Origin of the sequence: Streptomyces sp. NBC_01571 (assembly GCF_026339875.1) — a bacterium.
Taxonomy (GTDB): Bacteria; Actinomycetota; Actinomycetes; order Streptomycetales; family Streptomycetaceae; genus Streptomyces.
Genome location: NZ_JAPEPZ010000001.1, coordinates 4,458,828 through 4,483,787, shown reverse-complemented (window position 1 = coordinate 4,483,787; position 24,960 = coordinate 4,458,828). Strand labels below are relative to the sequence as shown.

Below are 24,960 nucleotides of genomic sequence, written 5' to 3'. Positions count from 1 at the left end.
TCTCCCTCTCAGCTTTCCGATGTGCGTGGGGCGTTGGGTGTAGGAGTGGTCGGTGTACGGGATGCGCCGCGCGCCGGGCGGGTGCGCGTGGGGAGCGGGGTGGTGGCCCGCGTGGGAGCCCTCGCCGGGGTGACCGGTTCGCCGCGCGCCGTCGCGGCCTCCACGAGCTCGCCGATCCGGGTGCCGGAGCGTCGCCCCTCCAGATGCAGCCGGCCGACGTTGACCCGGTCCTGGGCCAGCAGCGTCAGTACGGCGGAGGTGCCCGCCGCGTACGTCGCCACATAGCCGTGGACGCCGCGCACCAGCAGCTCGCGGAAGTCGCCCTGCCCGGTGGCGTCCGCCATCCGCACGGCGACCCCCAGCGCGGCCGCGGTGAGCGCGGCCACGCCCTCGGGTTCCACTCCGGGCGTGTCGTGGGCGAGCACGAGACCGTCGACGCTGGCCGCCAGAGCACCGGTCAGCTGGGGCACGCGGGCCCTCAACCGGTGCAGTTCGTCGAGGACTTCGGGTTCCGCCGCCATCAGCAGTCTCCTCTCGGCACGCTGTCGCAGCGCGCGGATCACAGGGCCTCCCGTCGTTGCGGGGTCACAGCGCCTCCAGCGCGTCTCGCAGTCGGCGCAGCAGGGCGACGTCGGGGTCGGCGGAGGACTGGGTGAGCACGGTGGGCACCGGAGGCCGCTCCGGAGGGGTCGCCGCCGTCACGACTCCCGCGGCGGCCAGCCGGCGGACGTCGACCAGGGTGTGGAAGGCCGGCCGTCCCAGGGCGAGCGAGATGTCCGAGGCCGTACGCAGGCCGTCCACCCGGCCGAGCACGGACCACTGCCGGAGCGGGACCGACGGTTCGCAGGAGCGCCGGGAGCGCGCCAGCGGAGCGGTGTCCGTCGCGGCGTCGGGCCAGACGCGGTGCAGGAGCTGACGGCGGCGCACCGTCTCGCGCTCCAGCGCGGCCACCGGTACGGGGCGTACCGGACCGAGCCAGTGCGCTGCCCCGTACCGGAACCGGGCCGGGGTGCTGCTCGGCCCCAGCACGAAGTACGCCGCGTCGTACAGCGCCCCGAGGTGGCACAGCTCGAGCGCGCCCTCGGCGATCCGGCCGCGTTCCACCAGGAACCGGCCGACCCGGCGGCGCGCGCCGGCCTCCGCGACCGCCTCCCGCCAGGCCTCCGCCGCCACCACCCCGCGTGCGGTGAGCAGCACGTCGAGCGACGGGGTGGCGGGGCTCTCGGCGTGCACGACGTCTCCGTCGCAGAGGTAGAGCACACCGCGCTCGCGCACCAGGACGCCGGTGGCGCGCTCGGCTGCGAGCCGGCTGAGCATCGGCGAGACGGCGTTGACGGGCCCCGCCCCCTTGTCGCGCACCGGAAGTTCGAGCGGAGGCGGTGTTCTGACCGTGGTCATCCCAGCACCAGCCGTCCGGCCATCTCGCCGAGCCTGATCCTGGCCAGAGCCAGATTGCCGTCCGCGCGGTCCAGCCACAGGTGCAGGAAGACGCTGCTGTCGAAGGTGGTCCTGACGAACCGCAGCAGGTGGTAGCTGTCGCGGTTGCTGATGATCAGGTCCTCGACCGGTGTCTCCTGCTCGGACCAGTCGGAACCGTCGGCCGGGGCGAACGCCTTGTGCTCGGCGGCGAGCCGGGCGAGCTCGGCGGCCTCGGCCGCGGTCGTCTCGTGGTCACCGCCCGGCGCGTCCCCGACCGTGCCGAGGGCCAGCCCGCTGGTCCAGTCGACCACCGCGGCGCCCCGGGCACCGGGCAGTCGCATGGCTTCCAGCAGGCACTCGTCGATTCCGGGCACCGTCTATCCCCTCCCGCCAAAGGGTTCGGCCGAGTGACGGCAAAGTTACGCAACGTGTGCGTGGCGGGTGAGGGAAATGGCATTTTCCTGTGGAACATGCCCGGCGGTGACTAAGGTGGGTCGACTGACCACATTTTCCGGTGGGTTGGGCGTCCGCTCGAAGACCCGCCGGGGGGCGTCCGTGAGCCCGTCCGGGCGCGCGGTCGGCCTCCGCGCGCCACGCCGCGCCGCCCGGTCCGGTCCTACAGTCCCGAGAGCGCGCACGGCTGGGCTCCGCCCGACTCGGCGACGATCTCGGCGACGGTCTGCGGCTCCCGTACGACCGCGAAACGCACCCCTGCGTTCGCGCGTCCGCCCGTGTCCCGGCCGTCGCCGCCGGCCGGTGCGTAACCGTGGACACCGGGGCGCGCCAGGGAGTTGTACGCGTAGTGGTGCGCGAAGTAGTACGCGCCCGTGTCCAGCGCCGCCGCGTAGTCGCCCTGTTCGAGCAGCGGCAGCGCGAGTCCCTCGGCGAGCAGGTCGCCCGCGAAACAGGCCGGCCCCGCGACGTCCTGCACCACGTCGGGTCCCGGCTTGGGCCGCCCCTTCGCGTCGTAGGCGGCGATGCGCAGCGGCCAGGACGCGGGCGCGTACACCGTGCGGGCCGCGATCTGCACCCCGGCGTGCGTGACCGCGACGGGGCGGCCGCCGGCGGACTTCGCGTACTCGACCCGCGCGACCACGGTTCCGTGTTTGGCCAGCAGCGACCGCCCGAACTCGGTGACCAGTCCGTAGCGCCCGTCGAAGAGCCCCGGCACGGCCTCGGAGAGCAGTCGCGCGTACTGCGCGTAGGTCGGGGCCGTGGCGTCGGAGCCGAAGTTGACCGGCAGCCCGCCGCCGATGTCGAGCGTGTCGATCTGCCGCCGCCCGACGTGCCGGTTGATCTCCTCGGCGAGCGCGTACGTCTCGGCGATACCCCGGGCCATCAGTGAGAGCGGGATGCCCTGCGACCCGGTGTGCGCGTGCAGCCGGGTCAGCCAGGGGCGGTCGGCGTACGCCCGGACGATCCACTCCCGCGCGCCCTCGTCGCGCAGGGCGACGCCGAACTTCGAGGTCGCCGTCGCGGTCGAGAGTGCCTCGATGGACCCCCCGCCGACCTGCGGGTTCACCCGGATCCCGAGAGGTGAGGCGGGGTCCGTGGTCCCCACCAGGGCGTCGAGGCGCTCCAGCTCCTGCGGGTTGTCCGCGTTGACGGCGATGCCCAGTGCCAGCGCCTCGCGCAGTTCGGCGGGCGTCTTGGCGGGGGAGTCGAGCACGGTCCGGGACGGTGGAATCCCGGCCGCGCGGGCGAGGGCCAGCTCGCCCGGGCTCGCCACCTCGGCGCCGATGCCGTGTTCGTGGAGCAGCCGCAGTACGGGCACGAGCGGGGTCGCCTTCACCGCGAAGGCGTGCAGGACGGGCGTGCCGGGCGCGGTCACGGCGTCGAAGGCCGCCCGCAGCGCCTCCGCCGAGGCCCTGATGCCGGGAACGTCGAGCAGCGCGATGATGGGGGACTCGGGCCCCAGCAGCCCCTGTTCCACGGCGGCCCGGACCGCTTCGTCGCGCCGCACCACCCGATCGGAGTCCGACCCGTGCCCGCCCGCCCCCGCGGGAGGCCTGCCACCGCCCGGGGACATCACCCTGTGCCCACCCGTCCCGTCGCTCATCGGATCCCCCGGCCTGTCCCTGTCTGAGCCCATACATCCCAGCCAAACACCCGCGGCGCGCCAGCGCTGGCCGACGCAGCTATTGACTAGCTCTATTCAAGAAGCCAGGATGTGAATATCTGCTGCAACAGTTCGCTGCAGCGCCGGCCGGAACAGTTCCGCACAGGAGGCAGACCATGTCAGGACCCCGCCCCGTCCGAGCGCCGCGCGGTACGGAACTGAGTGCCCTGGGATGGCAGCAGGAAGCCGCGCTGCGGATGCTGCAGAACAACCTCGACCCCGAGGTCGCCGAGCACCCCGACAAGCTCGTCGTCTACGGCGGCACCGGCAAGGCCGCCCGCGACTGGCGCTCCTTCGACGCCATGGTGCGCACCCTGCGGACCCTGAAGCAGGACGAGACGATGCTCGTCCAGTCCGGCCGTCCCGTCGGTGTCATGCAGACCCACGAGTGGGCCCCCCGCGTCCTCATCGCCAACTCCAACCTGGTCGGCGACTGGGCCAACTGGGAGGAGTTCCGGCGCCTGGAGGCCCTCGGCCTCACCATGTACGGCCAGATGACGGCCGGCTCCTGGATCTACATCGGCACGCAAGGCATCCTCCAGGGCACCTACGAGACCTTCGCCGCGGTCGCCGCGAAGAAGTTCAACGGCACGCTCGCCGGCACCATCACCCTGACCGCCGGCCTCGGCGGCATGGGCGGCGCCCAGCCGCTCGCCGTGACGATGAACGACGGCGTCGCCATCTGCATCGACGTCGACCCGCGCGCCATCGAGCGCCGCATCGAGCACCGCTACCTGGACGTGAAGGCCGACTCCCTGGAGCACGCCCTCCAGCTCGCCGTCGAGGCCCGCGACCAGCGCAGGCCGCTCTCCATCGGCCTCCTGGGCAACGCCGCTGAGCTGCTGCCCCGGATGCTCGCCGAGGGCGCCCCCGTCGACATCGTGACCGACCAGACCTCGGCCCACGACCCGCTCGCCTACCTCCCCGTCGGCGTGGACTTCGACGACATGGCCTCGTACGCGGCCAAGGACCCGGCGGGCTTCACCACCCGCGCCCGCGAGTCGATGGCCCGCCACGTCGAGGCCATGGTCGGCTTCATGGACGCCGGCGCCGAGGTCTTCGACTACGGCAACTCGATTCGCGGCGAGGCACAACTCGCTGGATACGAGCGGGCGTTCGCCTTCCCCGGGTTCGTCCCCGCCTACATCCGCCCGCTCTTCTCCGAGGGCAAGGGCCCCTTCCGCTGGGCGGCCCTGTCCGGCGAGGCCTCCGACATCCACAAGACGGACAAGGCGATCCTCGACCTCTTCCCGGAGAACGAGTCCCTGCACCGCTGGATCAAGCTGGCCGGCGAGCGCGTCCACTTCCAGGGCCTGCCCGCCCGCATCTGCTGGCTCGGCTACGGCGAGCGCGACAAGGCCGGAGAGCGCTTCAACGACATGGTGGCCTCCGGTGAGCTCGCCGCGCCCCTGGCCATCGGCCGCGACCACCTCGACTGCGGCTCCGTCGCCTCGCCGTACCGCGAGACCGAGGCCATGCTCGACGGCTCCGACGCGATCGCCGACTGGCCGCTGCTCAACGCCATGGTGAACGTGGCCTCGGGCGCGTCCTGGGTCTCCATCCACCACGGCGGCGGCGTCGGCATGGGCCGCTCCATCCACGCCGGCCAGGTCACCGTCGCCGACGGCACCGCGCTGGCCGGGGAGAAGATCCGCCGCGTCCTGACCAACGACCCCGGCATGGGCGTCATCCGCCACGTCGACGCCGGCTACGACATCGCCGAGTCCGTCGCCGCCGAGCGCGGCGTGCGCGTCCCGATGCGGGAAGGCGACTCCGCGTGACCCAGCACGTCGGCGGGCCGGGGACCGTGGCCCCGGCCGCCCCGGGCGGCTCCGCGCCGGCCTCCTTCCACGCCATGTGGCGCGACCTTCGGCCCATCGGGCGCCACGCGGACAGCGGCGGATACCGCCGGTTCGCCTGGACCGGGGCCGACGCCGACTGCCGGGCGTGGTTCCGGGCGCAGGCCGAGTCCCGCGGGCTGCGCTACGAGCTGGACCGCAACGGCAACCAGTGGGCCTGGCTCGGCGACCCCGCCGAGGGCGACGCCGTGGTCACCGGATCCCACCTCGACTCCGTGCCCGACGGCGGTGCCTTCGACGGCCCGCTCGGCGTCGTCTCGTCCTTCGCCGCCCTCGACGAACTGCGCGGCAGGCAGGTCCGGTTCACCAGGCCCCTCGCCGTCGTCAACTTCGGGGACGAGGAGGGCGCCCGGTTCGGACTCGCCTGCGTCGGCTCCCGGCTGGCCGCCGGGCAGCTCACCGTCGAGCAGGCACACCGGCTCACGGACGCCGACGGCGTCACGCTGCCGCAGGCGATGGAGCGGGCCGGGTACGACCCCGACACCATCGGACCGGACCCGGAACGCCTCGCCCGTATCGGCGCCTTCGTCGAACTCCACGTCGAGCAGGGCCGGGCCCTCGACCTGTCCGGCGACCGGATCGGCATCGCCAGTGCCATCTGGCCGCACGGCCGCTGGCGCTTCGACTTCCGGGGCGAGGCCAACCACGCTGGCACCACCCGGCTCATGGACCGCCGCGACCCGATGCTCCCGTACGCCGAGACCGTGCTCGCCGCCCGGCGCGAGGCCCGGCTGACGGGCGCCGTCGCCACCTTCGGCAAGATCTCCGTCGAGCCGAACGGCGTGAACGCCATCCCGTCGCTGGTGCGCGGCTGGCTGGACTCCCGCGCCGCCGACCAGCCGACCCTCGACACCGTCGTCACCGGCATCGAGAAGGCGGCCCGCGAGTACGCGCAGGCCCAGGGCGTCGAACTCGACGTCGTGCGCGAGTCGTTCACCCCCGTCGTCGAGTTCGAGCACGCCCTGCGCGACGAACTCACCCGTATCCTCGCCGGCGCGGCCGACCTCACCGTCCCCGTGCTGGGGACGGGCGCAGGACACGACGCCGGAATCCTCTCCGGGACCGTCCCGACCGCCATGCTGTTCGTACGCAACCCCACGGGTGTCTCGCACTCCCCGGCCGAGTACGCCGCCGAGGACGACTGCGTGGCCGGGGTGACCGCACTCGCCGACGTACTCGAAGGGCTGGCCTGCAGGTGACGCAGACGTACTGGCTGGAACACGCCTGGCTCGACACCCACGTCGAGCCGGGCGTCGCCCTGACCGTGTCGACCACCGGCTCCGCCGCCGGCGCGGACGGCCGCATCACCGCCCTTCGCACGGGCGTCCGCACACCGCCCCCGGGCGCCGAGATCCTGCGCGGACTCACCCTCCCCGGGCTCGCCAACGCCCACTCGCACGCCTTCCACCGAGCCCTGCGCGGCACCGTCCAGGTGGGGTCCGGCACCTTCTGGACCTGGCGCGAGATCATGTACTCCGTCGCGGACCGGCTGACCCCGGAGACCTACCACGCGCTCGCCCGCGCGGTGTACGCCGAGATGGCGCTCGCGGGCGTCACGGCCGTCGGCGAGTTCCATTACCTGCACCACGCCCCGGGCGGCACCCGCTACGCCGACCCGAACGCGATGGGTGAGGCACTGATCGAGGCCGCGCGGGAGGCCGGGATCAGGATCACGCTGCTCGACACGGCGTACGTCTCCTCGGGCTTCGGCCAGCCGCCCAACCGCCACCAGCTGCGCTTCTCCGACGGCAGCGCGGACGCCTGGGCGGAACGCTCCTCCCTCCTCAAGGACCGTGACCACGCGCGGATCGGCGCGGCCGTCCACTCCGTACGGGCCGTGCCCGCCGGGCAGCTGGCGACGGTGGCGCGCTGGGCCGAGGAGCGGCGGGCCCCGCTCCACGTCCACCTGTCCGAGCAGACCGCGGAGAACGACGCCTGCCTGCAGCACCACGGATGCACACCCACCCGGCTGCTCGCCGACCACGGTGTGCTCGGCCCGCGCACCACGGGCGTCCACAACACGCACCTCACCGACGAGGACATCGCCCTGCTCGGCGGCTCCTCGACCGGCACCTGCATGTGCCCCACCACCGAACGCGACCTCGCCGACGGCATCGGCCCCGCAGCCGCCCTGCAGCGCGCGGGCTCACCCCTCTCCCTCGGATCCGACAGCCACGCCGTCATCGACCTCCTCGAAGAGGCCCGCGCGATGGAGCTGAACGAACGCCTGCGCACCCGCACCCGCGGCCACTGGACGGCCGCCGCCCTGTTGCGCGCCGCCTCCGCGGACGGCCACGCGGCCCTGGGCTGGGACGACGCGGGCATCCTCGAACCCGGCGCGCGCGCCGACTTCACGACCATCGCGCTCGACTCGGTCAGAACCGCGGGCACGCTGCCGCGACTCGGCGCGGAGTCGGCCGTGTTCGCCGCGACGGCCGCCGACGTGCGCCACACGGTCGTGGCGGGCCGGCCCGTCGTACGCGACGGCGCGCACACCCTCGTACCGGATGCGCCGAAGGCCCTCGCGGACGCCGTCGAAGCCCTGCGCGCCTGAAACCCGTCCACAGGCTCACCACCGACAAGGACGCCATGAGCACCGTCATCACCAACATCGCCACGCTGGTCACCAACGATCCCTCCCTCGGTGACGGACCCCTCGGCACGATCCGGGACGCGGCCGTCGTCATCGACGGCGACCACATCGCGTGGACCGGTGCCGCGAGAAGAGCACCCGCCACCGACAACCGGGTCGACGCCGGGGGCCGGGCCGTCATCCCCGGCTTCGTGGACTCCCACTCGCACCTCCTCTTCGCAGGCGACCGCACCGAGGAGTTCAACGCCCGGATGTCCGGCCGCGGTTACACGGCGGGCGGCATCCGCACCACCGTCGCCGCGACCCGCGCCGCGAGCGACGAGGACCTGGAGCGGAACCTCACGCACTACCTCGGCGAGGCCCTGCGCCAGGGCACCACGACCTTCGAGACGAAGTCGGGCTACGGACTCACCGTCGAGGACGAGGCGCGCGCCCTTCGGATCGCGGCCCGCCACACCGACGAGGTCACCTACCTCGGCGCGCACATCGTCTCCCCCGATCACGCCGACGACCCGGCCGCGTACGTGGCCCTGGTGACCGGCGAGATGCTCGACGCCTGCGCCCCGTACGCCCGTTGGATCGACGTCTTCTGCGAGAAGGGCGCCTTCGACGGCGACCAGGCCCGCGCGATCCTCACCGCGGGAAAGGCGAGGGGCCTGCACCCGCGGGTCCACGCCAACCAGCTCACCTACGGACCCGGCGTCCAGCTCGCCGTCGAACTCGACGCGGCGAGTGCCGACCACTGCACGCACCTGACCGACGCCGACGTGGCGGCGCTCGCGAGCGGGAACACCGTGGCGACCCTGCTCCCCGGCGCCGAGTTCTCCACCCGCGCCGAGTGGCCGGACGCCCGCCGCCTGCTGGACGCGGGCGTCACCGTCGCCCTCTCCACCGACTGCAACCCGGGCTCCTCCTTCACCTCCTCCGTCCCGTTCTGCATCGCGCTCGCGGTGCGGGACATGGGGATGACCCCGGACGAGGCGGTGTGGTCGGCCACGGCGGGCGGCGCCGCGGCCCTGCGGCGCGCGGACATCGGCCGCCTCACCGTCGGCGCCCGCGCGGACCTGACCCTCCTGGACGCGCCCAGCCACGTGCACCTCGCCTACCGGCCCGGTGTGCCGCTGGTCACCGGTGTCTGGCGGCGCGGCGTACGCGAGGTCTGACCGTCCCGGGGCCCGGTCCGGGCGTCCCGGAGCCGGGTCCGGTCAGGACGCCCCGGCCCGCCACCGCTGCTCCCCGCTCCCGTTCAGCGGGAGCAGCGCCAGGCCGTCGCCGCCGTCCGGGGTGAGCGCGGTCTCGATGGCGACGGCCGGGCGGATCACGCCGTCGTCGTCGACGGTGAACCGAAGGTTCTGGGCGTGCCGGCCCTCGGCCGAGGAGCACTCCCAGATGCCGACGCCGTTGTCGACGGAGCCGCGGCTGTCCAGGCAGAAGCCGGAGTCGGCGTACGACTGGAGGACGCCGCGGGAGGCGTCGACGCGCCAGCGCTGGGTGGGCGAGGAGTCGCAGGAGGCCGTGACGACGTCCGTGCCCTTCTCCAGGTCGCCGTCCCGGATGTCCAGGCACAGGCCCGAGGCGGCGTTCACCACCTGGGCGTACGCGCCTCCCGGCGGAGCGGCCGGGGTGGGCGTGGGGGACGGCTTCGGGCGCGCGGACCTCGAGGGGGACGAAGAGGCGGTCGGCGAGGCGGAGGCGCCGCTCGCCGAGGCCGACGCGCCGGACGGGGACGGGGACCGGGACGGCGTCGCCGAGACCGTCGCCGTGACCGTCACCGACGGCGGGCTCACGGGGGTGCCGGCCGCGCCCGCCGCGTCCCGGGCCGGTGAGCCGCCGGACGGCAGAAGGAGGAACAGCAGCGGCGCCAGGGCGACTCCGAGAGCCGCCGACGCCAGCACCAGGCGGCGGGACGGCGGCCAGGGCGGTCCGGACGGCACCCGGACGGCGGGCGCGGGCTCGTGGGCGCCGGCCATGGTGTAGGCCGTGCCGGCCCAGGGCAGCAGGCCCTCGGCCAGGGCGGTCCGGGGGTGGTCGCGCAGGGCGGACAGCTCCTCGTACGCCGTCGTGCAGTGCGTGCAGTGCGCCATGTGGGCGTCCAGGTCCGGACTGAAGCGGGGGTTGGCGGGCCGCAGCGACTCCTCGATCAGCCGCCGGAAGTCCCCGCAGGAGGGGTCGTCGGAGGCCGCCAGCCGGGCCTTGAGACCGGCCTGGCCCAACACCTGGAGCGCCTGCTCCGTGCCGTACGTCACATCCTCACGGGTGAGGCCGAGCAGCACCGCCGTCCGCTCCTCGGGCTCCCGCTCCACCAGCCCGTACCAGATCAGGCCCTGGGCGCGGGACGGGAGGGACTGGAACGCCGGGAGCATCCGCGGGGCGGGCCCCTCGGGGCCCGCCGTGTTCAGGACCAGGAGCAGCCCGGGGTCGAGGCCGGCGGCCCGCTCGTCGGTGGCCCAGGACACGGCGACCCGCGAGGTCAGCAGGAGGAGCTGGTGCCGCCACGGGACGCCGGGATCGCTGCCGCGGGCCGTCTCCCGGGCCGCGAGGGTGAAGGCCTGCGCCGCGAGCTGGCGTGCCACGGACTCGCTGGTGGTGCACAGGCGGGCGTAGGCGAGGACCGAGGCGCGGTGGCGGTCGCGGAGTTCCTGCAGTGCCGGGTACGCGGTGGGGGTGGCGGCGCGCAGCAGTTCGGTCAGGCGCGCGTCGGGCGTCTGCGCGTGGGCACCGCCGTGGCCGGCCCCGGTCCCGTCGTCCTTGCCGGCCGGATCGTCCTGAGCCATCCCTCCGCCTCCTCGTCCCCCGTGCGGTCGCTGTCCCCGTCCCGACGTACCGGCCGGTTTGGGGTGCCCACAGTGACAGGGGTGACCCTCCGGGGAAAGAGTGGAGAGGAGGTTTCCCGGGGTAACTTCCGCCCGGGAAAAGGAACTGCGCGGAATGAACCGGATGAAGCGGAAAGAAGCGGTCCGGCACCGTCAGGGCCGGACCGCTTTCCACCGGGACCACGCGGGGGAGTTCCGGGACCGCTTGCGGGGGTACCAGGAGTGCGTGGGGGAGTTCCGGGACCGCTTGTGGGGATGAGGCCCCGTCACTCCTCGACCGTCAGGCCCCTGCGGAGCCGCACCAGCGTGCGCGACAGGAGCCGCGACACGTGCATCTGCGAGATGCCGAGTTCGTCACCGATCTCGGACTGGGTCATGTTGGCGACGAAGCGCAGCGACAGGATCTGCCGGTCGCGCGGCGGGAGACCGGCGATCAGGGGCTTGAGGGACTCCACGTACTCGATGCCTTCGAGCCCGTGGTCCTCGTAGCCGATCCGGTCCGCGAGCGCGCCCTCGGAGTCGTCCTCCTCGGGCTGGGCGTCCAGCGAGCTGGCCGTGTAGGCGTTCGAGGCGGCCATGCCCTCGACGACCTCGTCGTTGGTGATGCCCAGGCGCTCCGCGAGCTCGGCCACGGTGGGTGACCGGTCGAGCCGCTGGGCGAGTTCGTCGCCCGCCTTGGCCAGGTCGAGCCGGAGTTCCTGCAGTCTGCGCGGCACCCGCACGGACCAGGAGGTGTCGCGGAAGAAGCGCTTGATCTCGCCGATGATGGTCGGCATGGCGAAGGTGGGGAATTCGACGCCGCGGCTCAGCTCGAAGCGGTCGATCGCCTTGATCAGACCGATCGTGCCGACCTGGATGATGTCCTCCATCGGCTCGCTGCGGGAGCGGAAGCGGGAGGCGGCGAACTTCACCAGCGCGAGGTTGAGTTCGACGAGCGTGTTGCGGACGTACGAGTAGTCGCGGGTGCCCTCTTCGAGGGACTCCAGGCGCTCGAAGAGCGTCTTGGACAGCGCTCGCGCGTCCACCGCCCCCACCTCGTCGTACGGGGGGATCTCCGGGAGCCCTTCCAGACCGGCGAGCTCCGCGCCGTGGTCGGCGGGATCGTGGTCCGGGTGCTCCGGAGAGGGTGCCGACGTCGCCCTCTGGGTCTGCGATGCGTCGAGCCGGGGTGACATGTGTCCTCCATCGTTCTCGGCATATGGCCGCCGATGCCAATACGTGCACTGCGGTGTGCGGCGCCTCCGTAGCCGGCCGTGTCGAATAGCTGTCTCTACTAGCCCTACCCGCTTTCGCGTATCCCTCGCAAGTGCATTTCATTGCTAAATGTCCGTTTCCTGGGGGTTGTTCGGGTGTCGGGGATCGTAAGGAAGGCGTAGTGTTCGAGTGCGTAATCAGCACTCACGACGCTCGGGAGAGAGACGGCATGGACCGCGGGACGGTCGGCAGCGCACAGTCGGGCCGGCTTCTGGTCGAAGTGCGGGAAGAGGGCTCTAGCGCCGTCGTGACCCCCGCGGGTGAGTTGGATCACCACACGGCCGAATTGTTGCGTGAGCCACTCGAGGCCTGCCTCGAAAAGGGGTACGCCCGGCTCGTCGTGGACTGTTCACGGCTGGAGTTCTGCGACTCCACAGGGCTCAACGTGCTGCTCGGTGCCCGGCTCAAGGCCGAGGCCGCGGGCGGTGGCGTCCACCTGGCGGGGATGCTGCCGGTGGTGGCGCGGGTCTTCGAGATCACCGGGGCGGAGGCCGTCTTCACCGTTCACGAGACGCTCGATGCGGCGCTGGCCGACTAGGCGGGGCGCTCGGACGCCGCTCTGCCGCGTCCTGGTGGGCCCGCGCGGCCGCTGCGTCACGTCTGTCACACATTCCCGGTCGGGCAGGGGGGTGTTCCGGCGCGACAGTCGGGCAGGAGACATCCTGACTATGTCGGCGAGAATCGGTGGGAACGTCGTAGAGAAGCACTGTAGATATTCGTCCCGAGCGTTCTGGGCACGGAAGTGTCCTGATGTCCTGAGTGCGGAAGCCCCTGGTGTGCGTACCACATGCTGAGTACTGAGTCTTGAATCGTGATACTGGTGAATCGGTGAGGTGAAGCGCTGATGAGCACCACCCGGCCCTACTCGCCGGGCGACCGCGGCCCTGAGTCGGGCGACGGCGGCGCTTCCGGGGCGTCGGGAGACGGCGTGAGCGTGTCCGGGCACCCGGTGGCCCCGACCGCCGACGGCGTGTCCGTCGCGGTGTCCGCGGGCGACGCGGGCGTTCCGTCCGTCGCCCGTTCGGCCCGCAGGCTGAGTTTCGAGGGTGAGAGCGCCGTAGTGCCGCTCGCCCGCGACTTCGCCCGTCAGGCGCTGCACGCGTGGGGCTGGCTGCCCGCCGCGGGCGCCGACCGGCGAGCCGCCGCCGAGGACGTCCTGCTGGTCGTCTCCGAGCTGGTCACCAATGCCTGTCTGCATGCCGAGGGTCCGGAGGAGCTCCGGCTCAGCTGCGACAACAAGGTGCTGCGCATCGAGGTCTCCGACCGGGGCACCGGCCAGCCCGCCCCGCGCACCCCGCACCGCGCCGGACGGCCCGGCGGCCACGGCATGTTCATCGTGCAGCGGCTGTGCCTGGACTGGGGAGTCGTCCGTGCTCCGGGCGGCGCCGGCAAGACCGTATGGGCGGAACTCGGGGCACCTGCCTGACGCCCACCAGGAGTTACCCGCGGTCATGACGCTTCTTCGTACGTGCCGCACGCGCGCTGGATCTCCTCAGATCCGGCGCGCGCTTTGTCTTCCCTCCACAAGGCCCCGGGCGTACCTTGACGGCCGATCTGATGTTCCGTCAGGAATCAGTCGGGAGTGAGGGGCAGGCCGTGCCGAACCGGACGTACCAGAAACGAAACGCCGCGCTCGCGCTCGCCGCGGCCGTGGCCGGCTCGGCCGTGCTGATGGCCGCCCCGGCCGCCCAGGCCGCCGTGGTGGACGTCAACTACCAGTGCAAGACACCGATCGGCGACAAGAGCGCCGTGTCGCCCATCGACATCAAGAGCGTCAGGAGCGGCAGCGCCTACAAGCTCACCATGTCCTGGCAGAAGGGTGTCTCGTCCAGCCCGGTCGAGCTGGGCAAGGGCGCGATGAGTCCGAGCGCGGTCATCAGGGTGGGCGGCGCGGACAGTGGCACGGTCGCGGTGAGCGGGCCGGCCAACGCGGCCGCGATCCCCGCCAACACCCCGATCAAGATCAGCGACCTGAGCGGGACGTACACCCCGTCCAAGAGCGGCAAGGTCACCTTCACGGCGGGTGTGCTGACCATCAAGGCGCTCGGCACGACGACCACCTGCACGCCCACCAACAACCCGGGGCCCTCGCTGACCCTCGACGTCACGGCCGCGGGCGGCGGGTCCGGGTCGGGCGGATCGAGCGGGTCCGGTGGGGCGGGCGGGTCGGGTTCCCGGACCGGCTCCGGCGGGCAGCTCCCGCAGACCGGCCCCGCCGACTCGGCGCTCGCTCTCGGCACGCTCGGCGGCACCGTACTGCTCGCGGGTGCCGCGGGCACGCTGTGGCTGACACGCAGGCATCAGGCGGCACGCCGCTGACGCGTTGACCCGTTCGACGACCAGGAGCCGCCGATGCCCTACGCCCGTGTTGTGTGCTGTGCCGTCGGCGTGCTGCTGTCGCCGGCCGCGCCCGCGGCCGCCGCGGGTGCGGCCGGCTGGTCCGTCGTGCCGTCCGCGGGCACGGGCACCGGGCGGCCGTACGTCTACGCGGAGGGGACGCCCGGCACGGTCCTCCAGGACACCGTGTCCGTGCTCAACCCGGGCGCGCGGCCGCTGACGGTCCGGCTGCGCGGCGCGGACGCCGACAGCACCGCGCGCGGCGGCTTCACCGTCCGTACCACCGTGAGGCCGACGGACACGGGCGCCTGGATCGCCTTCGCCGAGGAACGGGAGGGACACCGGACGCCGACCGGCACGGTGTCCGTGCGGGTGCCCGCGCGCACCCGCGCCGACGTGCCGTTCAGCGTGAGCGTTCCGCCGGGCGCGACGCCCGGCGACCATCCGGGGGCGATCGTCGCGAGCGCCGGCGGCCGCTCCTCGGCGGTACGGGTGCGGCTGCGGGTCGGGGGACCGGCGTTGTCGGCGCTCACGGTCGAGCACGTCACCCTGCACGGCGGACGCCTCTCGTACGAGCTGGTCAACCGCGGTAACACCGTGCTCACCCCGAAGCTCGCGGTACGCGCCGACGGTGTCCTCGGCAGGGTCCTCGACCGCCCTCCGAGGGCCCTTCCGGTCGAGCTCCTGCCGGGCCGCCGCGTGACGCTCACCGAACCGTGGCGCGACCGGCCGGCGCTGGACGCGGTCGACGTGCGGCTCACGGTGACGGCGGCGGGAGGGGCGCGCGCCACCGCCTCCACGCCGGTGCGGTTCGTGCCGTGGGGCGCGGTGGCGGGTGTCGGATGCGGTCTCGCGGCGGTCGCCGTGCTGCTCGTCGTACGGCGGCGACGGCGCCGTACGACGGACGGCGGGGCGTGCGCACCGGCGCGTACGGAAACGGCGCGTACGGAAACCGGGCGTACGGAAGCGGAGTGGACGGGAGCGGTGTCGTGAGCTTCGTCGGTGGCAGGACGCGCGCTGCGGTGTGGGCGGCGGCGCTGCGGGCGGCGGCGGTCGCGCTGCTCGTGGTCCCGGTGACGGGGACGGCCGCCGTGTCCGTCGCGTCCGAGGGAGCCGTCGCGTCCGCCGGATCAACTGGGCCCGCCGGGTCGGACGTGTCGGACGTGTCGGCCGTGTCCGTAGCGTCCGACGCGGGGAGACCGGGGGTGAGACTGTCCACCTCCGAGGCGGGGACGGGTGGTTCGGTCACCGTGACCGGCAGCGGATGGCGGCCGAGGACGCTGCTGATGATGCTGATCTGCGGGCAGTCCGTGCCGTCCCGCGGCGTGATCGGCGGCACCAACTCCTGTGCCAACGCGGGCGGCCGGGCCGTCACCACCGACGCGCGGGGGACCTTCGAGAAGAGACTGCCGGTCACCGAGCCGCCCAAGCCCTGCCCGTGCGTCGTGCACGTCGCCACGGTCACGGGCCGACAGGCGGCGGCGGACGCCGTCTTCATGGTCGCGGGGCACTCGGTCGAACCGCTGCCCAGGGAGTCGGGCGCCGGCCGCCTGGCGGTGCTCACCGACACCCGGCTGGACGGCTCCGGCGGACTGCTGACCTGGTTCGGCGCGCCGCCCGCCCGGGACCTCGTCTTCACCGTCGGCAACGTCGGCACCGCCTCCGTCCAGGACCCCGTCTTCCAGGTCGGCACCTCGCACGGGGTGTTCGCGCCGCAGTGGGAGGAACAGCAGTGGCGCGGCACGGTCGCGCCCGGCAGGAAGGCGCGGATCACCCTCCCGGTGGAGCTCGCGGCCGGAGCGCACGGCGACTACACGGTCTCCTTGAAGTACGACGGGAAGGTCCTCGCCGAACAGCCGTGGGGCGTCGGCCGCCCCTGGGGGGTGACGCTCTTCTGGATCCTGCTGGCCGTGGTCGTCCCGGCGGCGGTGTTCCGGATCGGGATGGCCGTGGTGGACCGGGTGCGGCCCCGCAGGTCGGCGCGCCGCGCGAGCCGTCACCGGGTCTTGCGGCTGCCGGACATCACCCTCCGGCTGCCGTGGCCGGGCGGTTCCCCCGCCTCGCCGTCCGCACCCCCCGCGCCGGGTTCCGCGCCGGAGGCGACGCGGTCCGCCGCGGCGCGGAACCGCGCCCCGAGGACCGCTACGACCCCGACCCTGCCGTGGTTCACACCGGACAGCGATCCCGGTGGCGCCGCGAACGGTCAGCTCTCCGCACCGCAAGAGAACAGTCCGACGACGAAGGGGAACACGTGAGTACGCGATGGAGAGTTGCGCCGGCGGGAGGGCGGAGAGGCGCCCCCTCGGACGGGCGGAGCACAGTCCCCCGGGGCGGCCGGAGAGCGAGCGCGGCCGGATTCGCGCTGATGCTCGCCGGCGCGGGCCTTCTGGTGGGCGTGGCGGCGGCCCCGGCACAGGCGGCCGGGGTGTCGTACGCGACCAGGTGCGTTCCGCCCGCGGCCTCCGGCCTGGACCCCGTCATGGGCACCACCGAGGTGCAGATCACCGCGCCCGCGACGGCGAGCGTGGGCGACGAGGTCGAGGTGGTCTGGAAGTTCACGCAGGCCGCGTCGAAGAACCCCGACCTCATCGACCTTCCGGCCGACTCGGTCCAGCCGAGCGGCACCCTCAAGGCGGCCGGTGCGCAGACCGCGGACCTCGCGATGCAGGGACCACGTGAGAACCCGGCCATACCCAAGGGCGGGGCCATGGTGCTCTCCGACATGAAGGGCACCCTGAAACTGACGGCGCCCGGCACGGTCACGCTGACCCCGGACGCGTACAGCATCAACGCCTTCTCGACGGACACGAAGTGCGCACCGACCGAGACGGTGAAGCCGGCGGCCACGATCGAGGTGACGGGGTCCTCGACGACACCGACCCCCACACCGACGACGACGCCCTCGCCCACCCCCTCCGGCACGGCGTCGACGCAGCCCACCGGATCGGCGTCGGCGAGCCCGAGCGACAGCGGGGGACAGACGGACTTCACCGGCAAGGAGGTCTCCGTCGCCTACGCGTGCAAGACGCCGATCGGGGACAAGAACGCCACCTCTCCCGTGCAGATCGACGCCCGGAAGAGCGGCGAGAACTTCGCTCTCACGGTCAAGTTCAAGAAGTCCGTGATGGACAGCCCGGCCGACATCCCGGCGAACTCGGTCAAGCCGTCGATGGAGGTGGTCCTGGGCGGTGCGGACAAGGGCACGGTCCACGTCGAGGGGCCCGCCAACGCCCAGCCGATCAAGTCCGGCGACCCGATCGAGGTGCCCGACCTCACGGGTACGTACAAGCCCGGCGCGAGCGGCGAGTCCACCCTGGCGCCCGGTGTACTGACGGTGACGGCCCTCGGCACCACGACGACCTGCACCCCGGCGACGTCACAGGTCTCCCTGACCCTGGACACCACGCGTCAGGAGGGCGGGGCGTCCGGCGGCGGAGGTTCCTCCTCCACCTCCGGCGGCACGTCGGCCGGAGGCACGTCGACGTCCGGCGGCCTCGCGGAGACGGGCTCCGACAGCCACGGCGCGCTCAGGGCGCTGGGGCTGGTCGCCGGAACGGTGATCCTGCTCGGCGGAGCGGTCTTCACGTTCCTGCCCCGCCGCCACCCGCACTGACCGTCCCCGCGGCCGGGGGCGGGAACGCCGGAGGGCCACCGCGCCGATGTGGTGCGGTGGCCCTCCGGGTGCAAGGCGTCGACTCGGGGGAAGCCCCTGCCGGGGTGCGTCAGTTGACGTCGCCCATCAGCTGCTTGACCCTCTTGCGGTACATCCAGACCGCCACACCGGCGACCACGGCGAGCGTGGCCTCGAGGGCGACGATGCCCGTCTTGTTGAGGTCGACCTCGGCGATGGAGAGGAGGCCGGTCGTGGCGTCACCGGCGGTGACCGCCAGGAACCAGACACCCATCATCTGGGAGGCGTACTTCGCGGGAGCCATCTTCGTCGTGACCGACAGACCCACCGGAGAGAGCGTCAGCTCGCCGACGGTCTGCACGAAGTAGATCGCCACCAGCCACATCGCGGCCGCCTTGTGACCGCCCTCGGCGATCGTCAGCGGGGCCAGGAAGAGGAAGAACGACGCACCGACCAGGATCAGACCGGAGGCGAACTTCGTGGCCGTGCTCGGCTCCTTGCCGCGCTTGTTCAGCGCCAGCCACGCCCAGGCGAAGACCGGGGCCAGCGCCATGATCATGACGGGGTTGACCGACTGGTACCAGGAGACCGGGAAGTCCCAGCCGAAGATGGTGTTCTTGGCGGACGAGTCGGCGAAGATCGACATGGTCGAGCCGCCCTGGTCGTAGATCATCCAGAAGACGGCCGCGGCGACGAAGAACCAGATGTACGCGGACATCTTCGACTGCTCGGCGCGGTTCAGGCTCTTGTCCCGCCTGATACGGCCGATGACCATGACCGGGATGACCAGACCGGCGACCGTGATCGGGACCAGCAGCCAGTTCAGCGTGTAGTGGCCGGAGAAGCCGACGATCGCGTAGAAGACGACGGCGACGGCCGCCCAGAACGCCGACTTGCGCAGCGTCGCGGCCTTCTCCTCGGCCGACAGGGGCGTGGGGACCTCCTGCGAGCGGGGGTTCAGGTGACGGCCGCCGAGTAGGTACTGGGCCAGGCCCAGGGCCATGCCCAGCGCGGCGATCGCGAAGCCCAGGTGCCAGTTCACGTTCTCGCCGACGGTGCCGATGACCAGCGGCGCGATGAAGGCGCCCAGGTTGATGCCGATGTAGAAGAGCGTGAAGCCACCGTCGCGGCGCGGGTCGTCCGGGCCGTTGTAGAGGTGGCCGACCATCGTGGAGATGTTGGCCTTGAGCAGACCGGAACCGATGGCCACGAGGCCGAGGCCCGCGAAGAAGGTCCCGGAGGTCGGCAGGGCCAGCGTGAGGTGGCCCAGCATGATGATCAGGCCCGCGACGGCGACCGTCTTGCGGGGGCCGAGGACACGGTCGGCGAACCAGCCGCCCGGCAGGGCGAGGAGGTACACCAGGGACAGGTACACGGAGTAGATCGCGGTCGCGGTGGCCGCGCTCATGTGCAGGCCGCCCGGTGCCACCAGGTACAGCGGGAGCAGAGCCTTCATGCCGTAGTAGGAGAAACGCTCCCACATCTCGGTCATGAAGAGAGTGGCCAGTCCGCGGGGGTGGCCGAAGAAGGTCTTCTCGGAACCGGGGGTGCCCGGTGTGACCGAGTCCTTCGTCAGGCTGGACGCCATGGTCGTTCCTTGCTGGTCGGGACGCGCTGCTGGAACGTGGCGCGCCCGGTGGGGGGCGGCCGGCACCGGCGAGGTCCGACCCGTCCACCCCACGCCCACGGGGAGTCCGCTCCGGATTGCGAAGCGATGCACGGCGACCACCGGGATCCACGCCCGTCACGCGTCGATGCGCTCGGGCCCGGCCACAGGTCATTCCTTTCAAGGCTGGCGAAACACCAGCCCGCACACAAAAGAGACCCTCAGCGTCACGTAACGCGCCAAAGGTCCTCGTGCGGTGCTACAGGCGTTCAGTCACCATACGACATGTCAATGCGGCATATGGAAGGACTTGAGAGATGGATCACAGGTGACAATGGAACCACGGAAGCGCATTCGAAGGCCCCACCCGAGATCGCGCCCCACAGCCGAAGGCGGCTCTCCGGCCGGCCGAAGGTAAGAATCCCGGTCGCCGATCACACCACAGGTGCTGTCCGAGGCGGACTACCATCACCCCATGACCCGTGTACTGCTCGCCGAGGACGACGCGTCCATCTCGGAGCCGCTGGCCCGTGCCCTGCGCCGGGAGGGTTACGAGGTCGAAGTGCGCGAGGACGGCCCCACCGCGCTCGACGCCGGAATGCAGGGCGGCGTCGACCTGGTCGTCCTGGACCTGGGGCTGCCCGGAATGGACGGCCTGGAAGTGGCCCGCCGACTCCGTGCCGAAGGCCACACCGTCCCCATCCTCATCCTGACCGCGCGCGCCGACGAGGTGGACACCGTCGTCGGTCTCGACGCGGGCGCCGACGACTACGTGACCAAGCCGTTCCGCCTCGCCGAACTGCTCGCCCGCGTCCGGGCCCTCCTCCGGCGCGGCGCCGCGGAGCCGCAGCAGCCGCCCGCCACGCACGGCGTACGGATCGACGTCGAGTCGCACCGGGCCTGGATGGGTGACGAGGAACTCCAGCTCACGGCCAAGGAGTTCGACCTGCTGAGGGTGCTGGTCCGGGACGCGGGGCGGGTCGTCACCCGGGACCAGCTGATGCGCGAGGTCTGGGACACCACGTGGTGGTCGTCCACCAAGACCCTCGACATGCACATCTCCTGGCTGCGCAAGAAGCTCGGTGACGATGCGGCGAATCCGCGGTACATCGCGACGGTACGGGGTGTCGGTTTCCGCTTCGAGAAGAGCTGACACGAGGCCCGTCGCCGACCCTGGGGGCTCCGCCCCCGGACCCCCCGTTCGGCCTGAACGGCCTCGTCCTCGAACGCCGGACGGGCTGAGGGCGCGCGCCCGCGCTGAAAGGCCGAGGCCCGGGGTCATGTATTGCAGCCCGTCCGGCGTTCGAGGACGAGCCCTTCGGGCGAAGCGGCGGTCCGGGGGCGCAGCGCCCCTGGCGGGGGACCGGGGGCGAAGCCGCCAGGGACGGGACGGGTAGGGGCGGCGGGGGCGGAAGAACCCGTCCGCCACCGCGACAGTGCACACTGGTCCCCGTACAGCCACCCGCCCGGAGGGCCCCGTGCGTCGCCGCCTCATCCAGTCCACCCTCTCCGTCGTCCTCGTGGTGATCGCCGTCTTCGGCGTCTCCCTCGTGATCGTCGAGACCCGCACCATCAGCAACAGCGCCCAGGAACGCGTGGACTCCGAGGCCCTGCGCCTCGCCAGCATCGTGGACAGCCGCATCCTCGGCGAGGAACACATCAACGCGGAGATCCTCAAGAACCAGGTCGCCGAGGACCGCTACGCCGTGATCCGGGTCCCCGGCCAGGCCCCCGTCGAGGTCGGGATCCAGCCCAGCGGTGACGTCATCCACTCCACGGCCAAGGGCGAGGAGGGCGAGACGGTCGTCGTCCAGGAGCCCCGCTCGGCCGTGACCCGCGAGGTCGGCCGCACGCTCCTGATCATCGCCGCGGTCGCCCTGCTCGCGATCATCGCCGCCGTCCTGCTCGCCGTACGCCAGGCCAACCGCCTGGCCTCCCCGCTCACCGACCTCGCGGAGACCGCCGAGCGGCTCGGCTCCGGCGACCCCCGCCCCCGCCACAAGCGCTACGGCGTCCCGGAGCTGGACCGTGTCGCGGACGTCCTGGACGGCAGCGCGGAGCGCATCGCCCGCATGCTGACCGCCGAGCGCCGCCTGGCCGCCGACGCCTCCCACCAGCTCCGTACGCCCCTCACGGCCCTCTCGATGCGGCTGGAGGAAATCACCCTCACGGATGATCCGGACATCGTGAAGGAGGAGGCGACGATCGCGCTCACCCAGGTCGAGCGGCTCACGGACGTCGTGGAGCGGCTGCTGACCAACGCCCGAGACCCCCGTACGGGCTCCGCCGTCTCCTTCGACCTCGACGAGGTCATCAAGCAGCAGCTGGAGGAGTGGCGTCCCGCCTACCGCAGCGCGGGCCGCGCCATCGTCAGCTCCGGCAAGCGGCACCTGCGGGCGGTCGGCACCCCGGGCGCGGTCGCCCAGGTGCTGGCCGCGCTCATCGAGAACTCGCTCATGCACGGCGGCGGCACCGTCGCCCTGCGTACCCGCGTCACCGGCAACCAGGCCGTCGTCGAGGTCACGGACGATGGCCCCGGGGTCCCCACCGACCTGGGCGCCCGCATCTTCGAGCGCACGATCAGCGGCCGCAACTCCACCGGTATCGGTCTCGCGGTCGCCCGCGACCTCGCGGAGGCCGACGGGGGCCGTCTGGAGATGCTGCAGGCGCAACCGCCGGTGTTCGGCCTGTTCCTGTCGCGTACGCCGCTGAAGAGGCCTCCGCTGGTGGACGACGAGGAGCCGACGGTCCGGTGACGCGGGGCTCCGGCGCGGCGGAGGGTCCCACGGCGGGTGCGCGGAGACGCCTGCCCTAGTTGGCCCGGGCCCTGGCCGGCGCGCGCTCGGCGCCGGCCTGCGTCTCCGCGTCGAGGACGGGCCGCGTCCGCAGCACCGCCCCGGGCTCCGGCTCGGTCGCGGGCTCCTCGGCCGGCAGCGTGCGGAACACCCAGGTGCGGTACGACCAGAAGCGGAAGAGGGTCGCGATGCCGATGCCGACGAACTTGAAGACGTTGCTCTGCAGCGGGCTGTCCCAGCCGAAGCCGTACGTCGCCACGTACAGCACACCGTTCTCGATGACCAGCCCCACCGCGCTGAACAGCACGAAGAGGGTCATCTCCCGGGTACGGCCGCCGCGGTCGCGGTCCCGGTAGGTGAAGTAGCGGAACCCGACGTAGTTGAAGACGATGGCGACGATCGTGGCGATGACGCTGGCCCGGACGACCTGCAGCCCGGTGGCGTGCCGGACCAGGTTGAAGGTCACCAGGTTGACGAGCAGCCCCGCCCCGCCGACCGCGCCGAATTTGGCGACTTCGCGCAGGAGCTGGTCGAACCGGCGGCGAACCGCGCTGCGAGGCCTCGTATGAAGCCCCGAAGAAGCACTGCCCATGGTGTCGCCAGCCCCCGTCGATCGGTCATCGGTCGGTCGTCGTTCGGTTATTTCAACCCGGCCATGCTAACCAGCGGCTCCCTGTGCTGCCTGTGGGCAGACTCACGGGTGGGGAAAAAGCGGGTCACCGACGGTGGCGGGCGCGGGGCGTACGCCAGGGGGACGGGCGGGCCGCGCGGCGGCCGGGGACCGGGGTGCGGAGAGCGGAATCCGGTCCCCGCGGCGCGGCCGATACTCTTGGAGCGTGACGTTCCCGGTAGTCGGCATGGTCGGCGGGGGTCAGCTCGCTCGTATGACACACGAGGCGGGCATCCCGCTCGGCATCAGGTTCAAGCTCCTCAGTGACACCCCGCAGGATTCCGCGGCGCAAGTGGTCGGCGATGTCGTCATCGGCGACTATCGCGACCTCGACACGCTGCGTGACTTCGCACGGGGCTGCGATGTGATCACCTTCGATCACGAACACGTCCCCAGCGAGCATCTGCGGGCCCTGGAGGCGGACGGCATTCCCGTCCGCCCGGGCCCCGACGCGCTCGTGCACGCCCAGGACAAGGGTGTGATGCGCGCGAAGCTCGACGCGATCGGCGTGCCCTGCCCGCGGCACCGGATCGTGAGCGACGTCGACGACGTCGCCGCCTTCGCGGCCGAGGGTCTCGCGCCCGGCGCCGAGGGCGACGGTTTTCCGGTGATCCTGAAGACCGTCCGCGGCGGCTACGACGGCAAGGGGGTCTGGTTCGTACGCTCCCTGGAGGAGGCGGCCGAACCCTTCCGCGCCGGCGTCCCCGTGCTGGCCGAGGAGAAGGTCGACTTCGTACGGGAACTCGCGGCGAACGTCGTCCGCTCACCGCACGGCCAGGCGGTCGCGTACCCGGTCGTCGAGTCCCAGCAGGTCGGCGGCGTCTGCGACACGGTGATCGCCCCCGCGCCCGGGATCTCGGACGAGCTGGCCCTGAGGGCCGAGGAGCTCGCCCTGCGCATCGCGAAGGAACTCGGCGTCGTGGGCCACCTGGCCGTCGAACTGTTCGAGATCCGCGAGCCCGACGGGACGCCCGGCATCCTCGTCAACGAGCTGGCCATGCGCCCGCACAACTCGGGCCACTGGAGCCAGGACGGCGCGATCACCTCCCAGTTCGCCAACCATGTCCGCGCGGTCCTCGACCTCCCCCTCGGCGACCCGCGCCCGCGCGCCAGGTGGACGGTCATGGTCAACGTCCTCGGCGGCGACTACCCGGACATGTACTCCGCGTACCTGCACTGCATGGCCCGCGACCCCCAACTGAAGATCCACATGTACGGCAAGGACGTGAAGCCCGGCCGCAAGGTCGGCCACGTCAACACCTACGGCGACGACCTGGACGACGTCCTCGATCGCGCCCGTCACGCAGCCGGTTACCTGAGAGGCACGATCACAGAATGAGCCCAGTTGTAGGCATCGTCATGGGGTCGGACTCCGACTGGCCCGTCATGGAGGCCGCCGCCCAGGCCCTCCACGAGTTCGAGATCCCCTACGAGGTCGACGTCGTCTCCGCGCACCGCATGCCGCACGAGATGATCGCCTACGGCGAGCAGGCCGCGGGGCGTGGGCTCAAGGCGATCATCGCGGGTGCCGGCGGCGCCGCCCACCTGCCCGGGATGCTCGCCTCCGTCACCCCGCTGCCCGTCATCGGCGTTCCGGTCCCGCTGAAGTACCTCGACGGCATGGACTCACTGCTGTCGATCGTGCAGATGCCGGCCGGCGTCCCCGTCGCCACCGTCTCCGTCGGCGGCGCGCGCAACGCCGGCCTGCTGGCGGCCCGGATCCTCGCCGCGCACGACGAGGAACTCCTCACCCGCATGCGGGACTTCCAGCAGGAGCTGAACGACCAGGCCACCGAGAAGGGCAAGCGGCTGCGGGCCAAGGTCGAGGGCGCGGCCGGCGGCTTCGGCTTCGGGAAGTGACGCG

Annotated in this window: 22 protein-coding genes; 14 read left to right on the top strand and 8 right to left on the bottom strand. The window is 72.4% G+C overall.

The features are described 5' to 3' along the window. Window positions 1-8 precede the first annotated feature (8 nt). From OHB41_RS20010 to OHB41_RS19995, 4 genes are all read right to left on the bottom strand, one after another. Window positions 9-521 carry a roadblock/LC7 domain-containing protein gene (locus tag OHB41_RS20010; RefSeq protein WP_266699591.1) on the bottom strand — a complete coding sequence of 171 codons (513 nt, stop codon included), beginning with the start codon at window positions 519-521 and terminating at the stop codon, window positions 9-11. Window positions 522-585: 64 nt separating this feature from the next. Further along, complete coding sequence (locus tag OHB41_RS20005) at window positions 586-1,398, bottom strand: transcriptional regulator (RefSeq protein ID WP_266699590.1); 813 nt, start codon at window positions 1,396-1,398, stop codon at window positions 586-588. Further along, complete coding sequence (locus tag OHB41_RS20000; RefSeq protein ID WP_153290196.1) at window positions 1,395-1,793, bottom strand: hypothetical protein; 399 nt, start codon at window positions 1,791-1,793, stop codon at window positions 1,395-1,397. The genes OHB41_RS20005 and OHB41_RS20000 overlap by 4 nt, the downstream gene beginning before the upstream one ends. Window positions 1,794-2,035: 242 nt before the next feature. Beyond that, a complete protein-coding gene (locus OHB41_RS19995) occupies window positions 2,036-3,448 on the bottom strand; it encodes a type III PLP-dependent enzyme domain-containing protein (protein ID WP_526025052.1) in 1,413 nt (470 codons plus the stop codon). A gap of 206 nt (window positions 3,449-3,654) precedes the next feature. Here OHB41_RS19995 and hutU point away from each other — a divergent pair, with 206 nt between their 5' ends. The 4 genes from hutU (at window position 3,655) to hutI (ending at window position 9,153) form a co-directional block, all read left to right on the top strand. After that, window positions 3,655-5,319, top strand: coding sequence for a urocanate hydratase (gene hutU / locus OHB41_RS19990; RefSeq protein ID WP_266699588.1), 1,665 nt, complete (start codon window positions 3,655-3,657; stop codon window positions 5,317-5,319). Between the two features lie 74 nt (window positions 5,320-5,393). Next, entirely contained in the window at window positions 5,394-6,596 is a 1,203-nt protein-coding gene (locus tag OHB41_RS19985) for an allantoate amidohydrolase (RefSeq protein ID WP_266706009.1), read from the top strand. Next, window positions 6,593-7,951 carry a formimidoylglutamate deiminase gene (locus OHB41_RS19980; RefSeq protein ID WP_451289658.1) on the top strand — a complete coding sequence of 453 codons (1,359 nt, stop codon included), beginning with the start codon at window positions 6,593-6,595 and terminating at the stop codon, window positions 7,949-7,951. The genes OHB41_RS19985 and OHB41_RS19980 overlap by 4 nt, the downstream gene beginning before the upstream one ends. Window positions 7,952-7,986: 35 nt before the next feature. Then, a complete protein-coding gene (hutI, locus tag OHB41_RS19975; protein WP_266699587.1) occupies window positions 7,987-9,153 on the top strand; it encodes an imidazolonepropionase in 1,167 nt (388 codons plus the stop codon). Window positions 9,154-9,195: 42 nt separating this feature from the next. Here hutI and OHB41_RS19970 read toward each other — a convergent pair whose 3' ends face one another. Both OHB41_RS19970 and OHB41_RS19965 read right to left on the bottom strand, forming a co-directional pair. Continuing rightward, window positions 9,196-10,764, bottom strand: coding sequence for an RICIN domain-containing protein (locus OHB41_RS19970; protein ID WP_266699586.1), 1,569 nt, complete (start codon window positions 10,762-10,764; stop codon window positions 9,196-9,198). Window positions 10,765-11,069: 305 nt separating this feature from the next. Beyond that, window positions 11,070-11,978: an RNA polymerase sigma factor SigF gene (locus OHB41_RS19965; RefSeq protein WP_266699585.1), complete on the bottom strand. Its 909-nt coding sequence runs from the start codon at window positions 11,976-11,978 to the stop codon at window positions 11,070-11,072. A gap of 248 nt (window positions 11,979-12,226) precedes the next feature. On the opposite strand from OHB41_RS19965, the gene OHB41_RS19960 reads away from it, so the two are divergent. The 6 genes from OHB41_RS19960 (at window position 12,227) to OHB41_RS19935 (ending at window position 18,007) form a co-directional block, all read left to right on the top strand. Continuing rightward, window positions 12,227-12,595, top strand: a complete 369-nt coding sequence (locus OHB41_RS19960) for an STAS domain-containing protein (RefSeq protein WP_266699584.1) — start codon at window positions 12,227-12,229, stop codon at window positions 12,593-12,595. Between the two features lie 306 nt (window positions 12,596-12,901). Then, window positions 12,902-13,483 carry an ATP-binding protein gene (locus OHB41_RS19955; protein ID WP_266699583.1) on the top strand — a complete coding sequence of 194 codons (582 nt, stop codon included), beginning with the start codon at window positions 12,902-12,904 and terminating at the stop codon, window positions 13,481-13,483. Between the two features lie 131 nt (window positions 13,484-13,614). Continuing rightward, complete coding sequence (locus OHB41_RS19950; RefSeq protein ID WP_526024941.1) at window positions 13,615-14,376, top strand: LPXTG cell wall anchor domain-containing protein; 762 nt, start codon at window positions 13,615-13,617, stop codon at window positions 14,374-14,376. A 33-nt stretch (window positions 14,377-14,409) separates the two neighbouring features. Continuing rightward, entirely contained in the window at window positions 14,410-15,387 is a 978-nt protein-coding gene (locus tag OHB41_RS19945; protein ID WP_266699581.1) for a hypothetical protein, read from the top strand. A gap of 161 nt (window positions 15,388-15,548) precedes the next feature. Then, window positions 15,549-16,649 (top strand): hypothetical protein, encoded by a 1,101-nt coding sequence (locus OHB41_RS19940; RefSeq protein WP_266706005.1) that lies wholly within the window; start codon window positions 15,549-15,551, stop codon window positions 16,647-16,649. 110 nt (window positions 16,650-16,759) lie between these two features. Further along, the gene (locus tag OHB41_RS19935) at window positions 16,760-18,007 is read left to right on the top strand and encodes a hypothetical protein (protein WP_266699580.1); all 1,248 of its coding nucleotides are present in this window, start codon (window positions 16,760-16,762) and stop codon (window positions 18,005-18,007) included. 109 nt (window positions 18,008-18,116) lie between these two features. Here the strand turns inward: OHB41_RS19935 and OHB41_RS19930 are convergent, their stop codons facing one another. Continuing rightward, window positions 18,117-19,613 (bottom strand): oligopeptide:H+ symporter, encoded by a 1,497-nt coding sequence (locus OHB41_RS19930; protein ID WP_266699579.1) that lies wholly within the window; start codon window positions 19,611-19,613, stop codon window positions 18,117-18,119. Window positions 19,614-20,106: 493 nt separating this feature from the next. Here OHB41_RS19930 and OHB41_RS19925 point away from each other — a divergent pair, with 493 nt between their 5' ends. Continuing rightward, the gene (locus OHB41_RS19925) at window positions 20,107-20,784 is read left to right on the top strand and encodes a response regulator transcription factor (RefSeq protein WP_018566970.1); all 678 of its coding nucleotides are present in this window, start codon (window positions 20,107-20,109) and stop codon (window positions 20,782-20,784) included. A gap of 325 nt (window positions 20,785-21,109) precedes the next feature. Continuing rightward, entirely contained in the window at window positions 21,110-22,387 is a 1,278-nt protein-coding gene (locus OHB41_RS19920) for a sensor histidine kinase (RefSeq protein WP_266699578.1), read from the top strand. Window positions 22,388-22,442: 55 nt separating this feature from the next. Here the strand turns inward: OHB41_RS19920 and OHB41_RS19915 are convergent, their stop codons facing one another. Continuing rightward, window positions 22,443-23,018, bottom strand: coding sequence for a GtrA family protein (locus OHB41_RS19915; protein WP_266699577.1), 576 nt, complete (start codon window positions 23,016-23,018; stop codon window positions 22,443-22,445). Between the two features lie 244 nt (window positions 23,019-23,262). Here OHB41_RS19915 and OHB41_RS19910 point away from each other — a divergent pair, with 244 nt between their 5' ends. Together OHB41_RS19910 and purE are read left to right on the top strand one after the other, a co-directional pair. After that, window positions 23,263-24,435 carry a 5-(carboxyamino)imidazole ribonucleotide synthase gene (locus tag OHB41_RS19910; RefSeq protein WP_266699576.1) on the top strand — a complete coding sequence of 391 codons (1,173 nt, stop codon included), beginning with the start codon at window positions 23,263-23,265 and terminating at the stop codon, window positions 24,433-24,435. Next, a complete protein-coding gene (purE, locus tag OHB41_RS19905) occupies window positions 24,432-24,956 on the top strand; it encodes a 5-(carboxyamino)imidazole ribonucleotide mutase (protein WP_266699575.1) in 525 nt (174 codons plus the stop codon). The genes OHB41_RS19910 and purE overlap by 4 nt, the downstream gene beginning before the upstream one ends. The last annotated feature ends 4 nt before the right edge of the window (window positions 24,957-24,960 follow it).

Excerpts from the sequence above, each read along its gene's own strand:
- OHB41_RS19925 (WP_018566970.1), top strand. The coding sequence starts at position 20,107 with ATGACCCGTGTACTGCTCGCCGAGGACGACGCGTCCATCTCGGAGCCG.
- OHB41_RS19930 (WP_266699579.1), bottom strand. The coding sequence starts at position 19,613 with ATGGCGTCCAGCCTGACGAAGGACTCGGTCACACCGGGCACCCCCGGT.
- hutU (WP_266699588.1), top strand. The coding sequence starts at position 3,655 with ATGTCAGGACCCCGCCCCGTCCGAGCGCCGCGCGGTACGGAACTGAGT.
- hutI (WP_266699587.1), top strand. The coding sequence starts at position 7,987 with ATGAGCACCGTCATCACCAACATCGCCACGCTGGTCACCAACGATCCC.
- OHB41_RS19945 (WP_266699581.1), top strand. The coding sequence starts at position 14,410 with ATGCCCTACGCCCGTGTTGTGTGCTGTGCCGTCGGCGTGCTGCTGTCG.
- OHB41_RS19965 (WP_266699585.1), bottom strand. The coding sequence starts at position 11,978 with ATGTCACCCCGGCTCGACGCATCGCAGACCCAGAGGGCGACGTCGGCA.
- OHB41_RS20005 (WP_266699590.1), bottom strand. The coding sequence starts at position 1,398 with ATGACCACGGTCAGAACACCGCCTCCGCTCGAACTTCCGGTGCGCGAC.
- OHB41_RS19985 (WP_266706009.1), top strand. The coding sequence starts at position 5,394 with ATGTGGCGCGACCTTCGGCCCATCGGGCGCCACGCGGACAGCGGCGGA.
- OHB41_RS19995 (WP_526025052.1), bottom strand. The coding sequence starts at position 3,448 with ATGTCCCCGGGCGGTGGCAGGCCTCCCGCGGGGGCGGGCGGGCACGGG.
- OHB41_RS19955 (WP_266699583.1), top strand. The coding sequence starts at position 12,902 with ATGAGCACCACCCGGCCCTACTCGCCGGGCGACCGCGGCCCTGAGTCG.
- purE (WP_266699575.1), top strand. The coding sequence starts at position 24,432 with ATGAGCCCAGTTGTAGGCATCGTCATGGGGTCGGACTCCGACTGGCCC.
- OHB41_RS19935 (WP_266699580.1), top strand. The coding sequence starts at position 16,760 with ATGCTCGCCGGCGCGGGCCTTCTGGTGGGCGTGGCGGCGGCCCCGGCA.
- OHB41_RS19960 (WP_266699584.1), top strand. The coding sequence starts at position 12,227 with ATGGACCGCGGGACGGTCGGCAGCGCACAGTCGGGCCGGCTTCTGGTC.
- OHB41_RS19915 (WP_266699577.1), bottom strand. The coding sequence starts at position 23,018 with ATGGGCAGTGCTTCTTCGGGGCTTCATACGAGGCCTCGCAGCGCGGTT.
- OHB41_RS20010 (WP_266699591.1), bottom strand. The coding sequence starts at position 521 with ATGGCGGCGGAACCCGAAGTCCTCGACGAACTGCACCGGTTGAGGGCC.
- OHB41_RS19950 (WP_526024941.1), top strand. The coding sequence starts at position 13,615 with ATGTTCCGTCAGGAATCAGTCGGGAGTGAGGGGCAGGCCGTGCCGAAC.
- OHB41_RS19970 (WP_266699586.1), bottom strand. The coding sequence starts at position 10,764 with ATGGCTCAGGACGATCCGGCCGGCAAGGACGACGGGACCGGGGCCGGC.